The following is a 13,080-nucleotide window of genomic DNA, read 5'->3' as shown; positions in this document are numbered from 1 at the left end:
AGGTGGCGGAACGATCCGGTCATGGCCCGGGGGCGGCGCGGATGCCGCGGCGGAAGTATTCCAGGAGCCGGTGGGCCTGGTCGGGGCCGGACGCGGCCAGCGCGATGCCGTGCGCCGCGGCGACGAGGTCGGCCACGTCGTGCCGCGCGCCCGTACGGGCGAGGAGGGCGCCGGCGGTGGCGTGCATGGCGTCGTGCCAGCGCTCGAACAGTTGCGAGCGTTCGCCGTCGCGGTCCTCGGGGATCGCCAGGATCAGCTCGCGCTTGCCGGCGACGTGCTCGACGAAGCCCCGCAGCCAGGTGAACAGGGCGTCCCAGGGCGCCTCGGCGTCCAGGAGGTCGCGGCCCTTGGCGCACAGCCGCTCGACCTCGTCGGCGTACACGGCGACGATCATGTCGCGGCGGGTCGGGAAGTGCCGGTACATGGAGGCGTTCCCGGCCCCGGCCCGGCGGGCGATCTCGTCGAGCGGGACGCCGGCGCCGCGCTCCTCGAACAGCTCCCTGGCCACCTCCAGCAGCCGTTCGTGGTTGCGGCGCGCGTCCGCCCTGCGGGGAGGCGCGGGCCGCATCGTGCCCTGCCAGGGGCCGGCACCGGACGGCATGACCCTCCTCGCTGGACGGAGAACTCGCAGCTCAGCGTACTGCGCCGACGCTCACGGCCACGGCGGAACGGCGCGGAGAGCCGCCCGTGGCGGGAGGGCGCCGCGGTGGACGTGTCGCCGGCCGCGGCGCCCCGTCCCGGCATGTGAGGATCGAGCCTCCTGGGGATATCGCTGCGGACAACGAGCCGGCGGCTCGCCGGGGCCCTTGTGGAGCAGGTTATCCACAGGCTGTGGACGAAGTCGGCGCGTTCGGGCCTTCCGGCAGGTCAGCCCGGGTGTGGGCGGCTGAGCTGGGGAGAAGGCGCCGGGGGACGGACGGTGGATCGCGGCGGGAGCCGGTTGTTCACGCCTGGGGATCACCGCCGTCCACAGGCTCGCGGGTGAGTACCTCGGCCACCACGTGGCTCACGTTGCCGGGGCCGCCCGGCCGCTTGGCGAGGTCCAGCAGCTCCCGCACCCGGATGGGGCCGACGCCCCGCGGCACGGCTTCCCCAAGGACAAGGGCAATTCCCGGGAAGGAACAGGGCCCCGCGGGCATATGCCGCGAGGCCCTGTACCAGGGTGGTCTTCACTTCTTGTACGGCACCAGCTTCTCCCGCAGCTCCAGCATCGTCCCGCGCAGCATCTGGCTGAGCTGCTCCCGGCCCGCCGGATCGGCGCTGATGAGCCGGTCGATGTCGATGATCTGCTTCTTGGTCGCCGTCACGGAGTTGAGCTGGTGGTCGAGCTTGATGTCGCCCATCCACGGGTTGCGGAACAGGTTGGCCATGTCGGTCCTGAACATCGCCACCAGGTCGTCGGGGTCGGCGAGGTGGTTCTTGACCTCGCCCACGAACATCAGCGTGGCCTTGCTGCCGATGACCGCCTGCTGCAGCGCGCTGTCGCCGGTCTTGCGGTCCAGCACGATGGTCATGCTGTAGAGCACGTCGTCCTTGACGGGCTTGAACTTCACGTACTGCAGATCGGTCCCGGCGTGGAAGCCGATGGTGGGGCACCCCAGGTGCGCCATGGCGAACACCATCTCGCCGATCAGGACCTCGTCCTTGCTCTCCCGCGCTTCGGCGCTGTTCTTGAACTTCGACAGCAGCGACAGCATCGAGACCTCCTGAAGGGGTTGGTCGGCCGGTGGCCGCGGGTCAGGCGGGGGCGCCGGCGGCGCCGGGCGCACCGGCGGCGAGCCGTCCCCGCAGGTACTTGGCCAGGGCCTGGCGGACGGCCGACAGATGCTGCTGCAGCAGGGGGTAGCGGACGGTGTAGTCGTCGGCGAAGTACGGTTCGAGGTCGAGTAGCAGCTCGACCTGCACGTACACGTAGCCGGTGGTCAGGTCGGCGTCCACGGTCATCACGCCGGGCTCGCCCACGTCCAGGAAACCGCTCTTGATCTCCGACTTGAGGGCCTGCCAGACGGTGCGGGTGTCCTGCACGCGCTCGCCGTACCCCATGTGGACGGACGCGTAGTGGCCGAGCGTCCTGGCGGCGGCGAGGCTTCCGGTGGCGTGCGTGAGCCGGAACATGACGCGCTGCTTGCCCTGCGGGTGCTCGAACCGCAGATGGTGGTGGTCGCCGTTGGAGTTGAGGTCGATGAGGGAGTTGCCCTCGGCCACCATCGCGACCACCACGGCGCCGACCAGCAGGTCGTCGATCTCGCGCGCCCGCCGCTCCTCGTCGAACCGCTGCCAGCTGCGTTTCACCAGCTGGCCGAACACCTGATCGAGCTCTTCGCTCACCGGTCCTCATCCTCCCCGTCGGAATGCCGGTCCCCGGGCGGGGCGCGGCATCCGCACCGGCCCCGTCGCGCGCACTACCTTCGCCCGAAACATCCCGCCCGTGCAAGACCCCCGCCCCTCGGGCCCAAGCCCTGCGGCCCCAACCGTCCGACCGAATCTGACCGGCCGACCGGACGCCGGGCCTCGGCCGTGGTCGGCTGGCGGGGTTAGTCGGCCAAGGCTGTCAGGGAGCGGTCGGTGTTGGGGGCGCCTATGAGGGCCAGGCCTACGGGGAGGCCGTCGGCCTTGGGGCCGGGGAAGACGGCGCAGGGGAGGCCGGAGACGCCGGCGGCGCAGGTCAGGCGGAGGGTGGCGCCGCGTACGGCGTCCACCTCGGCGGCGGAGCCGCCGAGCGGGACGGCGGGGGCGGAGGCGGCGGGCAGTGCCAGCGCGGTGCCTTCCGGGACGAGGGCGCGGACGCGGGCGCGGGCCTTCTCGATCGTGGCCCTGGCGTCGCGGAGCTCCTGTGCGGTGACGGCGGCGCCGCCGGCGAAGCGGGCGTGGATCTCGGCGGCGAGCACGCCGGGGTTGGCCTCGATCCAGGCGCCGTGGTTGGCCCACGCCTCGGAGGACTGGACGATCCGGAAGGCGTTCGCCCAGTCCGCGAGGTCGGCGCCGAACGTGCGGTCGGGCTCGGTGACGGTCAGCCCCTTGTCCCCGGCCAGGGCGAGGGCGGCGGCGCGGACGGCGGCGGCGGTCGCGGGCTCGGCGAGGGCCAGCAGGTCGGCCGGGACGATCAGGCGGCGGACGGGGGCGGCGGCGGGCAGGAACACGCGGGCCACGGCGCCGAAGAGGGCGGCGTCGCGGGTGAACCAGCCGACCGTGTCGAACGACTGGGCGAGCGGGAGCAGGCCGTCGCGGGAGACGAGGCCGTGGGTGGTGCGGATCCCGTAGAGGCCGCAGTTGGACGCGGGCACCCGTACCGAGCCGCCGGTGTCGGTGCCGAGCCCGATGTCGGCGAGCCGCTGGGCCACGGCCGAGGCGGGGCCGCTGCTGGACCCGCCGGGGACGCGTCCCGGCGCGGCGGGGTTGCGCGGGGTGCCGTAGTGGATGTTGATCCCGGCGAGGCTGTAGGCGAGCTCGTCGGTGGCGGCCAGTCCGGTGACGTCTGCGCCGGCGGACAGCAGGCGCTGGACGGCCGCGGCGTGCCGGCGTTCGACGGGCGCCTGCTCCAGCCAGAACGGGTTCCCCGCGCCGATGCGCTCTCCGGCGACGGCGAACAGGTCCTTGACCGCGACGGTGCGGTGGGCCAGGGGGCCGGAGCGTGCGCCGCGGGCGAGGGGGGCGCCGATCGTGCGCCACACGGGGTTCGGGACGGTGGCGGGCCGTCCGCGCCCGGCGGGTCCGGCGGCGTGCGCCGGGGAGCCGCCGAGGGCCAGCCCGGCCACTCCGGCCGCGGTGGCGGCGCCCAGGAGGCGGCGGCGTGCCATATCGCTCATCAGTGTCCCTACTTCTCGATTCGGTCAGGCCGAATCATGTTGTAGACACCGTTTGTTTCGTACCCATGTCGTCCGTGTTTCCGCGGCCGCCACGCGGCCGGCGGGTCCGGGCGGCGAGGGTTTCGACGATGGCGGAAATCGGGGCGCGGGTGTCGTAGGCGGGCGCTAGATTGCGCCTCATGCCGACTGGATCCCCCTTCGCCGAGCTCCCCGGCGGACTCCCCCCGGGCGCCGTGCTGGAGACCGACCAGGACTACTTCGACGACGAGACGTGGGCGGGACGCGACGTCCTCTGGGTCTCGGACGAGCGGCTCCCGGACGCGGCCGCCCACTGGCTGCGGCTGTACGAACGCCGCGCCGAGACCGGCCTGTACCCGCTGCTGCTCGACACGCTCGGCGGCGACGACGCGCGTCCGTGGCACAGCCGCGAGTTCTCCCCCGCGCCCGTGGGCACCATCGACGTGCTGTCGGCCGCCGGGGTGCTGCGCCGCTTCTGGGACGAGGTGGCGGCCGAGCCCGAGGAGGACGAGGACGCCGACATCCCCACCGGCGCGTGGCCCGGCCTGGCGGCGCCCGGCGAGGACGGCCGCGATCCCGACGCGGTGGCGCGCGGGCTGGCGACCTCGCTGGGGGAGTCGCGCTCGTGGCTGCTGGGCCTGGTGCCGGCCGGGCGCGGCGCCGACACGCTCACGCTGGCCGGGTGGGACGGCCCGGTCAACCACACCGGCTACACGCAGGAGCTGTCGGCCGTCGTGCGGTCCTGGGAGGAGCGGTTCGGGGCGCGCGTGGTGGCGGTCGGGTTCGACACCCTCGACCTCTCCGTCGCGGCGCCTCCGGTGACGTTCGAGCACGCGCTGAACGTGGCGGCCGAGCACCACGCGTTCTGCCCCGACAATGTGTGGCAGGGCAGCGGGTCTCTGGAGGAGTACGCCAAGGGCCTCGTCGGCGCCGATCGCTGGACGTTCTGGTGGGACTGACGACGTGTCCACAGGCTGTGGACAAGTCTGGGCGCCTCCTGGGGCGGGTCACACGGTGTCGGCGCCGAAGGCGGCCTTGAGTTCACTCTTCAACGCCGTGCTCGGGGTGACGTAGTAGCGCGCGTCGATGCGCATGAGGACGTCCCCCTCGGGGCGGATCAGCCTGATGCGCACCTCGGTCGGGCCCGGGTGGGCCAGCAGGATCTCCTTGAGCCGGGAGACCAGCGGCGGGGTGACCCGTAGCTCGGCGAAGGTGAGCGTCAGCGGGGCGCTGTCGGACGCGGCCGCCAGATCGGGGACCTCCATGTCCATGACCATGAGGCGGGGGACGTCCTCGCGCTTGTCCAGCCGCCCCTTCACCAGGACGATGCGGTCCTCGGCGAGTTGCGGGCCGGCGAGCAGGTAGGACGAGGGGAAGAACAGGCAGTCGATCGTCCCGCCGAGGTCCTCGACGGTGGCGATCGCCCACGGCTTGCCCTGCTTGGTCATCTTCCGCTGCAGCCCGGAGACGATGCCGCCGACGGTGACGACGGCGCCGTCGGGGAGGCGCTCGTCGGCGACGAGGGCGGCGATGGGCTGGTCGGTGCGGGCGCGCAGCGCGTTCTCCAGGCCGAGCAGCGGATGGTCGGAGACGTACAGCCCGAGCATGTCCCGCTCCTGGGCGAGGCGGTGGGTCTTGTCCCATTCGTCCGTCGCGAACTCCAGGCCGAGATCGAAGCCCGTCCCGGTGCCGGCGTCGTCCGGGACGTCGAGGGCGAACAGGTCGTGCTGCCCGAACGCGCGGCTGCGCTTCACCCCGATGACGGCGTCGACGGCCTGCTCGTGCTGCTCGGCGAGCCCCTTGCGGGTGTGCCCGAGCGAGTCGTACGCGCCCGCCTTGATCAGCGACTCGACGGTGCGCTTGTTGCAGACCACCGCCTCCACCTTGTCCAGGAAGTCGGGGAACGACCGGAACCTCCCCCGCTCGGCGCGGGTCGCCAGGATCGAGTCGACGACGTTGGCGCCGACGTTGCGCACGGCGGTCAGCCCGAAGCGGATGCGGTCGTCGCCCTGCGGCGTGAACTCGGCGTCGGAGTCGTTCACGTCCGGGGGCAGCACGCGGATGCCCATCCGGCGGCACTCCCCCAGATATACCGCCATCTTGTCCTTGTCGTCCTTGACGCTGGTGAGGAGCGCCGCCATGTACTCGGCCGGATGGTTGGCCTTCAGGTAGGCGGTCCAGTAGGAGACGAGCGCGTACGCCGCCGCGTGCGCCTTGTTGTAGGCATAGCCGGCGAACGGCACCATGACGTCCCACACCGCCTGGACGGCCTCATCGGAGTAGCCGCGTTCCCTGCACCCCTTCTGGAACGGGATGAACTCCTTGTCGAGGATCTCCTTCTTCTTCTTGCCCATGGCGCGGCGCAGCAGGTCGGCCTGCCCGAGCGAGTAGCCGGCGAGCTTCTGCGCGGCGCGCTGCACCTGCTCCTGGTAGACGACGAGCCCGTACGTCTCGCCGAGGACGTCCTCCAGGGGCTCCTCCAGTTCGGGGTGGATCGGAGTGACCTCCTGCTGGCCGTTCTTGCGCAGCGCGTAGTTGGTGTGCGAGTTCATCCCCATCGGACCCGGCCGGTAGAGCGCGGTCACGGCGGTGATGTCGGCGAACGTGTCGGGCCGCATCATCCGCAGCAGCGACCGCATCGCCGCGCCGTCGAACTGGAACACCCCGAGCGTGTCGCCGCGCGCGAACAGTTCGTAGGTCGGCGTGTCGTCCAGCGGCAGGTCGAGCAGGTTCAGGTCGAGGCCGCGGTGGCGGCGGATCGCCTTGACCGCGTCGTCCATGATGGTGAGGTTGCGCAGGCCGAGGAAGTCCATCTTCAGCAGCCCGAGCGACTCGCACGTGGGGTAGTCGAACTGCGTGATGACCGTCCCGTCCTGCGGGCGCATGGACACCGGGACGTGCTCGGTCAGCGGCTCGGCGGACATGATGACCCCGGCCGCGTGCACCCCGGTCTGCCGGATCAGGCCCTCCAGCCCGCGGGCGGTGTCGATCACCTGGCGGACCTCGGAGTCGCCCTCGTACAGCGCCCGGACCTCCGCCGCCTCCGCGTAGCGCGGGTGGGAGGAGTCGGAGATGCCCGACAGCGGGATCCCCTTGCCGCCCACGTCCACGGGCATCGCCTTGGTGATGCGGTCGCCGAGCGCGTACGGATGCCCCAGCACGCGGCACGCGTCCTTCACCGCGGCCTTCGCCTTGATGACGCCGAACGTCACGATCTGCGCGACCTTGTCCGCCCCCCAGCGGTCGGTGACGTACCGGATGACCTCGCCGCGGCGGCGTTCGTCGAAATCTATGTCGATGTCGGGCATCGAGACGCGCTCGGGATTGAGGAAGCGCTCGAAGATGAGGCCGTGCGGGATCGGGTCGAGGTCGGTGATGCCCAGCGCGTACGCCACCAGCGACCCGGCCGCCGAACCGCGCCCCGGCCCGACCGCGATGCCCTTCTCCTTGGCCCACATGATGAAGTCGGCGACGACCAGGAAGTACGACGGGAAACCCATCTCGGCGATGACGCCCATCTCGAACTCGGCGCGCCGCCGGTACTCCTCCTCGGCACGCCCACCGCCGCGTCCATCGCTGCCGGAACCGTCGCCGTAGCCGTCGGGAAAACGCCGCGCCAGGCCACGCCACACCTCGGCACGGAACCAGCCCTCCTCCGTCTCCCCTTCGGGGACGGGGAAGCGCGGCATGAGGTCCTTGCGGTCGAACATCCCCGCGGTGTCGACCCGTCCCGCGATGAGCGCGGTGTTGCGGCATCCGGACTGCCACGCCTCCGACGGGTCGATGGCGTACATCTGCTCCGGCGACTTCAGGAAATAGCCCGACCCCTCGAACCGGAACGCCGGGTCGTCCAGCCGCGAACCCGTCTGCACGCACAGCAGCGCCGAGTGCGCGGTCGCCTCGTGCTCGTAGGTGTAATGCGAGTCGTTGGTGACGACGAAGGGCGCGCCGAGCCGTGCCGCGACCCGCTCCAGACCGGCGCGCGCACGCCGGTCGATGTCGATGTCGTGGTCCATCAGCTCGACGAAGAAATCGTCCTTGCCGAAGATGTCCTGGAACTCCCCGGCCGCGCGCAGCGCCTCGTCCTCCTGCCCCAGGCGGATGCGCGTCGCGACCTCGCCGGAGGGGCAGCCGGTCGTCGCCATGAGACCGTCGGCGTACCGCGCGAGCAGCTCGCGGTCCATGCGCGGCTTGCGGAAGTATCCCTCCAGCGCCGCGCGCGACTGGAGGCGGAAAAGGTTGTGCAACCCGGTCGCGTCGCGCGCCCAGATCGTCATGTGCGTGTACGCGCCGGCGCCCGAGACGTCGTCGCCCTTCTGCGCGGGCGTGCCCCACCGGACGGGCTTCTGCGTGGCGCGGTGCTCGGGCGCGAGGTACGCCTCGATGCCCAGCACGGGTGTGACGCCGGCGGCGACGGCCTGGCCGTAGAACTCGTACAGGCCGTGGAGGTTGCCGTGGTCGGTCATGGCGAGCGCGCCCATGCCGAGATCGCCGACCGCCTGGAAGAGGTCTTCGAGGCGCGCCGCGCCGTCCAGCATGGAGTACTCGGTGTGCACGTGAAGGTGCGTGAATTCCTGGGACCCCACCGGTCCGTCCCCCTCCCGTCCTGCGTTCTCGGAATCGGCCGCTTTATTCGGGACGGAGCGCGTCCAGCATGGCCTGGAGGCCGAGCGCCACGTCGTCGGCGGACGGCGCGTTCTCCGGGTCCACCAGCCACTGGAGCGAGAGCCCGGCGACCAGCGCCATGTGCACGGATCCGACGGCGCGGACCGCCTGCTCGTCGCCGGGGTCGACGCCGGGGAAGGCGACGCCCATCGGCTCGCGCGACCGCTCGTAGGCGGCGGCGATCTGCTCGCGCACGCCGGGGAGCCGGCCCGCCTGGGACAGCGCCTCGATGGTGGAAACGATCATCGCGCGGTCGGTGACGTACGACTCGATCACCGCCTTCCACATGGTCGCGAACCGCTGCCGCCGCTCGGCCCCCGTCGCGGCCGCACCGGCCCCCGTCTTCGTCCCGCCCGCCTCCGGGGGGGCCTCGCCGGGGGTGTGGACGACCTTCTCGCCCCAGGCGTCGACGGTCTCCAGGAGCGCGGCGGTGAGCAGCTCCTCCTTGGAGCCGTAGTGGTAGTTGATCGAGGCGACGTTGGCGTCGGCGGCCGCCGCGAGGTCGCGCGAGGTGGTGCGCGCGTACCCGCGCTCCGCCAGGAGGCGCCGGGCCGCGGACAGCAGGCGTTCACGTTGTCCCATGGCGCCCGACCCTACCTCGTTTCAAGCAAACGTTTAAAGCGCATGTTTAATGCGCGCGGGTCGTGGCTCGCGTCTTGACCGGACGGATCCGGCTGCCTAGTGTGTGGACAGTACTAGACAGACCTGTCTGTCTGGTACCCGGGAGAGGTGGACCTCGCCGGAATGCGGTACGAGCGGCCGTTCGTCGTGCACGGCGCGGCCGCCTGGGAGACGACGAACTCGCCGCGTACGTGCGGGCGTACCGGGAACGGCCGGCACACGGCGGCAGCGGCATCGGATGGAGGCGGCCTGACATGAAGATCGTGGTGATCGGGGCGAGCGGGATCATCGGATCCGCGGTCGCCGCCGCGCTGGAGAAGGAGCACGAGGTCGTCCGGGCGTCGCGGCGCGGCCCGGTGCGGGTGGACATGAACGACACCGCCTCGATCGACGCGCTCTTCGCGTCCGTCCCGGACGTGGACGCGGTGGTGTGCTGCGCGGCCGGCGCCCCGCTGACGCCCCTGGACTCCGGCCCCGGAGTGGACGTGGAGGACGTCGTACGGCCAAAGCTGTTCGGGCAGGTCCATCTCGTCCGGTGCGCGGTCCGGTACCTGCGGGACGGCGGCTCGGCCACGCTCACGGGCGGGGTGTTCGAGCGCCCGATGGCGGGCGGCGCGCTTGGCGCCATGGTGAACGCTGGGCTGGAGGCGTTCGTCGCGGGCGCGGCGATCGAGATGCCCCGCGGGCTGCGCCTGAACGTGGTCAGCCCGGGCTGGGTGGCGGAGACGCTGGAGTCCCTGGGCATGGACGCCTCCGAGGGCACGCCCGTCGGCGAGGTGGTGAAGGACTACGTCGCCGCCGTGGAGGGTGCCGACCAGGGGCGGACGTTCCGGCCGTCCAGACCGACAGGTCTGTCTATAGAGTGAGGTGAGGAGCGCCAGGGAGGTTCCATGGCCGGCACCGGCAGGACGAGCGCGCGAGGCGGCGCCGCCACCAAGAGGTCCGCGCGCGAGCCGGCCCGCGACCGCATCCTGCGGACGGCGACCGACCTCTTCTACACCTACGGAATCCGCGGCGTCGGCATCGACCGGATCATCGCCGAGTCCGGGGTGGCGAAGGCGACGCTGTACGCGCACTTCCGGTCCAAGGACGAACTGGTGCTCGCCTACCTCCGGCAGGCCGATGAGAAATGGCGCCGCATGCTGCGCGAGGCGGCCGCCGCGGCAGGCGACGACCCGCGCGCCCAGCTGCCCGCCATGTTCAACGCCATCGGCGCCCCCAGCCCGCCTACCGACACCGCGGCCTTGGACGCGGAGCGCTCCACCGGCGTTGGCGCGTCGCGCGATGGCGGGACTCCCAGCGGTGCTGAGGGCTTGAGGGAGGGCACTGCCTCGCGCGGCGCGGCGGCGGGGAGCTTCCGGGGGTGTGCGTTCATCAACTCGGCGAGCGAGTCGCAGCCCGGGTCGCCCGTGCATGAGGCGACGATCGAGCACAAGCGGCTCGTGCGCGAGTGGGTGGAGGGGCTGGCCGCCAAGGCCGGGGCCGCCGATCCCGCGCTGCTCGCGCGTCAGCTCACGGTGTTGCTGGACGGCGCGATGTCGGCCGCGTCCACCGAGCCCGTGCCCGATGTCATCCCAGCCGCCCGTGCGGGCGCCCAGGCCCTGGTGGCCGCCGCCTGCCCGTAAGGGGCTGCCCCGGCGCACCGTCACCAGGCGCAGCGACAGCCCGGGTCGCCGATGAGGCCGGGCTCCGGCAGGCCGCCGACGCCTACGGGACCAAGTACGGGCGCCTTCCACGACACCGAGGGGCGCCGACCGCCGGCCCGCCCTCGTGTGCGCTGTTCGGGATCGTCCCGGACAAGGGGCCGGCGTTCCCGGTCGACGAGCGCTAATCGCCCCCTCGCTGGAGGTTCTGACCCCGTCGCCCCGGCCGGGGAGGCGGTGTGTCGGCTGGAGCGGGGGTGGGGATGCCGCGAGGGTGTTTCCCACAGGGCGCCCGTTGTTGACGCGGCTGGGGAAGACCGGTGGGCGACGACAATCCACCGCCCTGGGGGCATTGTGGAGCGGCACTGCCCACAGGGTGTGAACGCCCTGTGGGCAACTCGTCGCTCGGTGTGCTTTCGACACTGGTCAGAGGGTTCTCCACGACGTGGAAAAGCGTCCCGGCCGGATGTGGAGGCATGGGGATGACCGGTGGACGACGCCTTCGGGCCATGACTCACACGGTGTGCGCAATAGTTATCCACAGGCTGTGGATTGCGGTGGACGACGGCGACGGCCGCGCCGTTCCTGTGAAGCGGCGGGGCGGCGGGGCCCGCGGTCGTGGAAAGCCTGGCTTCCTGGGGATTTCGCTGTGGAGTGACGGACCGGATACGCCCCCGAGCAGGGCTTCCAGGCTGTGCGTCACGTTTCCCCCAGCCTGTGGATGAAGTGTCTCAGGCACGCGTCCCGGCCGCCATGAAGATCGGGACGGCGACGAGCAGCCGGCCGGCCCGGGCCCGTGCGCGCTGCTCGCCGAGCCAGGCGCCCGCCTCCTCGTCCGTGATCGCGTTCGCCGCGCGGCAGGCCGCCGCGGCGGCGGCGAGCAGGGGAAGCGCCGTCTCGTCGGTGAACACGGCGGTGCGGGCCTCCACGGTCACGTCGCGGAAACCGCCGTCCAGCAGCAGCGCGCGATGGGCGCGGGCGGCGCGGGGCGAGGCGATCCGCCCGGCACGGGTGCGCACGATGGTGCGGGTCAGGCCGGGCCGATCGGAGTCGATCACGATGGCGTCCCAGTCCTGCCCGGTCAGGACCGCGCGCCCGCCCGGTTCCAGGACGCGCCGCGCCTCGGCGACCGCCCGCGCCGGCTCGGCCAGGTCGTGCAGGACCTTGTCGGCCCGGTAGCCGCCGAGTTCACCGTCCCCGAACGGGAGCGCGAGCGCGTCGCCGGCCCGGAACGCCGCCGCGTGCGCGGGCCACCGCCGCCGCGCCGCCGCCACCATCCGCTCGTCGGCGTCCAGGCCGATCGCCCGGACGCCGCGCTCGGCGAGCTCGGCGACGGCACGGCCCGCGCCGCACCCCACGTCCACCACCCTCGTCCCCAAGGCCGGGACGCCCGCGCTTCCGAGCAGGTCGTACGAGCGGGCGCGGAGGGCGGCGGCGTCGGGCCGGGCGTCGGCCAGATCGAGCCGGCGGACGAGATCGTCGAGGTCAGGAGTGGACATGGCGGACATGCTGCGACTTAATGTCGACATGAAGTCAAGCCCCGGGATGAGCATCGGCGCGGCCGCCGCCCGTTTCGGCCTGGCCCCCCACGTCCTGCGGCACTGGGAGGCGGAGGGCCTGCTCGCGCCCGCCCGCGCCGCCGGGGACCGGCGCCGGTACGGCACCGGCGACCTCTACCGGATCGCGATGATCGTGCGGGCCAAGGGGGCCGGGCTGGGGCTGGAGGAGATCCGCGCCATGTTCGCCACGGCCGCGCCCGCCGAGCGCCGCGAGGTCCTGCGCCGCCGCCGGGACGAACTGCGGCGGCGAATCGCCGAGGCCCGCGCCGCGATCGAGATCATCGAATGCGCGCTGGACTGCGACCACGAGGACTTCACCCGGTGCGCCCACGTCCAGTCCGTGATCGGGGCGCGGACGGGCCCGCCCGCGCCGCCCGCGCCGCCGCGCCCGGCGCCACGCCCGGGCGCGCAAATGCTCGGCGCCCACGGGCCCGCGGGCCTACCGTGAGAGCGCGCCTCCTCCCCGCCCCACTCCGGAAAAGGCCCCCCACCTGCGAACATCAGTTCGAATCGGTGCTAGGCTCGCGGACTCATGGGGCACCTTCTGAACGAGCCGATCCGGGCCGAGCACGACCCGTCCGGCAGGCTCACCGCGTACGAGTGGCGGGGCTCGCGCTACGCCGTGGACGAGGTCCTGAAGACGTACGGATCGTCCCCGGACGCGCTGGTCTACCGGGTCAGGATCAACGGGGACGACGGCGTCGCGATCGCGGAGCTCAGCCGTGACGCGGACCGCTGGCGGATCCGGCACCTCTTCTCCGCCTGATC

At 72.5% G+C, this 13,080-nt stretch carries 13 protein-coding genes; 5 read left to right on the top strand and 8 right to left on the bottom strand.

All coding sequences use genetic code 11. The features are described 5' to 3' along the window. Positions 1-19: 19 nt before the first annotated feature. The 5 genes from ACFPZN_RS04775 to ACFPZN_RS04755 form a co-directional block, all read right to left on the bottom strand. A complete protein-coding gene (locus ACFPZN_RS04775) occupies positions 20-601 on the bottom strand; it encodes a TetR/AcrR family transcriptional regulator (protein WP_378280505.1) in 582 nt (193 codons plus the stop codon). A 343-nt stretch (positions 602-944) separates the two neighbouring features. After that, entirely contained in the window at positions 945-1,085 is a 141-nt protein-coding gene (locus tag ACFPZN_RS04770) for a hypothetical protein (protein WP_378280503.1), read from the bottom strand. 84 nt (positions 1,086-1,169) lie between these two features. Further along, on the bottom strand, positions 1,170-1,697 hold the full coding sequence (locus ACFPZN_RS04765) for a hypothetical protein (protein ID WP_378280502.1): 528 nt from the start codon (positions 1,695-1,697) through the stop codon (positions 1,170-1,172). 40 nt (positions 1,698-1,737) lie between these two features. Next, complete coding sequence (locus ACFPZN_RS04760) at positions 1,738-2,328, bottom strand: hypothetical protein (protein ID WP_378280500.1); 591 nt, start codon at positions 2,326-2,328, stop codon at positions 1,738-1,740. Between the two features lie 206 nt (positions 2,329-2,534). Further along, the gene (locus ACFPZN_RS04755) at positions 2,535-3,806 is read right to left on the bottom strand and encodes an amidase (protein WP_378280498.1); all 1,272 of its coding nucleotides are present in this window, start codon (positions 3,804-3,806) and stop codon (positions 2,535-2,537) included. 179 nt (positions 3,807-3,985) lie between these two features. Here ACFPZN_RS04755 and ACFPZN_RS04750 point away from each other — a divergent pair, with 179 nt between their 5' ends. Further along, a complete protein-coding gene (locus ACFPZN_RS04750) occupies positions 3,986-4,783 on the top strand; it encodes a DUF4253 domain-containing protein (RefSeq protein WP_378280496.1) in 798 nt (265 codons plus the stop codon). Between the two features lie 48 nt (positions 4,784-4,831). On the opposite strand, the gene dnaE is transcribed toward ACFPZN_RS04750, so the two are convergent. Together dnaE and ACFPZN_RS04740 are read right to left on the bottom strand one after the other, a co-directional pair. Continuing rightward, on the bottom strand, positions 4,832-8,410 hold the full coding sequence (gene dnaE, locus ACFPZN_RS04745) for a DNA polymerase III subunit alpha (protein WP_378280494.1): 3,579 nt from the start codon (positions 8,408-8,410) through the stop codon (positions 4,832-4,834). A 43-nt stretch (positions 8,411-8,453) separates the two neighbouring features. Then, positions 8,454-9,071 carry a TetR/AcrR family transcriptional regulator gene (locus ACFPZN_RS04740; protein WP_378280492.1) on the bottom strand — a complete coding sequence of 206 codons (618 nt, stop codon included), beginning with the start codon at positions 9,069-9,071 and terminating at the stop codon, positions 8,454-8,456. A gap of 293 nt (positions 9,072-9,364) precedes the next feature. Here ACFPZN_RS04740 and ACFPZN_RS04735 point away from each other — a divergent pair, with 293 nt between their 5' ends. Together ACFPZN_RS04735 and ACFPZN_RS04730 are read left to right on the top strand one after the other, a co-directional pair. After that, positions 9,365-9,976, top strand: coding sequence for a short chain dehydrogenase (locus ACFPZN_RS04735; RefSeq protein ID WP_378280490.1), 612 nt, complete (start codon positions 9,365-9,367; stop codon positions 9,974-9,976). Positions 9,977-10,000: 24 nt separating this feature from the next. Then, on the top strand, positions 10,001-10,735 hold the full coding sequence (locus ACFPZN_RS04730; RefSeq protein ID WP_378280488.1) for a TetR/AcrR family transcriptional regulator: 735 nt from the start codon (positions 10,001-10,003) through the stop codon (positions 10,733-10,735). Positions 10,736-11,484: 749 nt separating this feature from the next. On the opposite strand, the gene ACFPZN_RS04725 is transcribed toward ACFPZN_RS04730, so the two are convergent. Then, a complete protein-coding gene (locus ACFPZN_RS04725; protein WP_378280486.1) occupies positions 11,485-12,252 on the bottom strand; it encodes a methyltransferase domain-containing protein in 768 nt (255 codons plus the stop codon). Between ACFPZN_RS04725 and ACFPZN_RS04720 the strand changes: the two genes are divergently transcribed. Then, positions 12,251-12,760 (top strand): MerR family transcriptional regulator, encoded by a 510-nt coding sequence (locus ACFPZN_RS04720; protein WP_378280484.1) that lies wholly within the window; start codon positions 12,251-12,253, stop codon positions 12,758-12,760. The genes ACFPZN_RS04725 and ACFPZN_RS04720 overlap by 2 nt on opposite strands. An 84-nt stretch (positions 12,761-12,844) precedes the next feature. Next, a complete protein-coding gene (locus tag ACFPZN_RS04715; protein ID WP_378280482.1) occupies positions 12,845-13,078 on the top strand; it encodes a hypothetical protein in 234 nt (77 codons plus the stop codon). The last annotated feature ends 2 nt before the right edge of the window (positions 13,079-13,080 follow it).

The organism is Actinomadura rugatobispora (assembly GCF_042656285.1).
In the GTDB taxonomy this organism is placed as follows: domain Bacteria; phylum Actinomycetota; class Actinomycetes; order Streptosporangiales; family Streptosporangiaceae; genus Spirillospora; species Spirillospora rugatobispora.
This window is presented reverse-complemented; position numbering and strand designations above follow the sequence as displayed.

What these genes read in the sequence shown, in the direction of transcription:
- ACFPZN_RS04720 (WP_378280484.1), top strand. Translation starts at nt 12,251, where the DNA reads ATGGCGGACATGCTGCGACTTAATGTCGACATGAAGTCAAGCCCCGGG.
- ACFPZN_RS04715 (WP_378280482.1), top strand. Translation starts at nt 12,845, where the DNA reads ATGGGGCACCTTCTGAACGAGCCGATCCGGGCCGAGCACGACCCGTCC.
- ACFPZN_RS04725 (WP_378280486.1), bottom strand. Translation starts at nt 12,252, where the DNA reads ATGTCCACTCCTGACCTCGACGATCTCGTCCGCCGGCTCGATCTGGCC.
- ACFPZN_RS04730 (WP_378280488.1), top strand. Translation starts at nt 10,001, where the DNA reads ATGGCCGGCACCGGCAGGACGAGCGCGCGAGGCGGCGCCGCCACCAAG.
- ACFPZN_RS04750 (WP_378280496.1), top strand. Translation starts at nt 3,986, where the DNA reads ATGCCGACTGGATCCCCCTTCGCCGAGCTCCCCGGCGGACTCCCCCCG.
- ACFPZN_RS04775 (WP_378280505.1), bottom strand. Translation starts at nt 601, where the DNA reads ATGCCGTCCGGTGCCGGCCCCTGGCAGGGCACGATGCGGCCCGCGCCT.
- ACFPZN_RS04740 (WP_378280492.1), bottom strand. Translation starts at nt 9,071, where the DNA reads ATGGGACAACGTGAACGCCTGCTGTCCGCGGCCCGGCGCCTCCTGGCG.
- ACFPZN_RS04765 (WP_378280502.1), bottom strand. Translation starts at nt 1,697, where the DNA reads ATGCTGTCGCTGCTGTCGAAGTTCAAGAACAGCGCCGAAGCGCGGGAG.
- ACFPZN_RS04755 (WP_378280498.1), bottom strand. Translation starts at nt 3,806, where the DNA reads ATGAGCGATATGGCACGCCGCCGCCTCCTGGGCGCCGCCACCGCGGCC.
- ACFPZN_RS04735 (WP_378280490.1), top strand. Translation starts at nt 9,365, where the DNA reads ATGAAGATCGTGGTGATCGGGGCGAGCGGGATCATCGGATCCGCGGTC.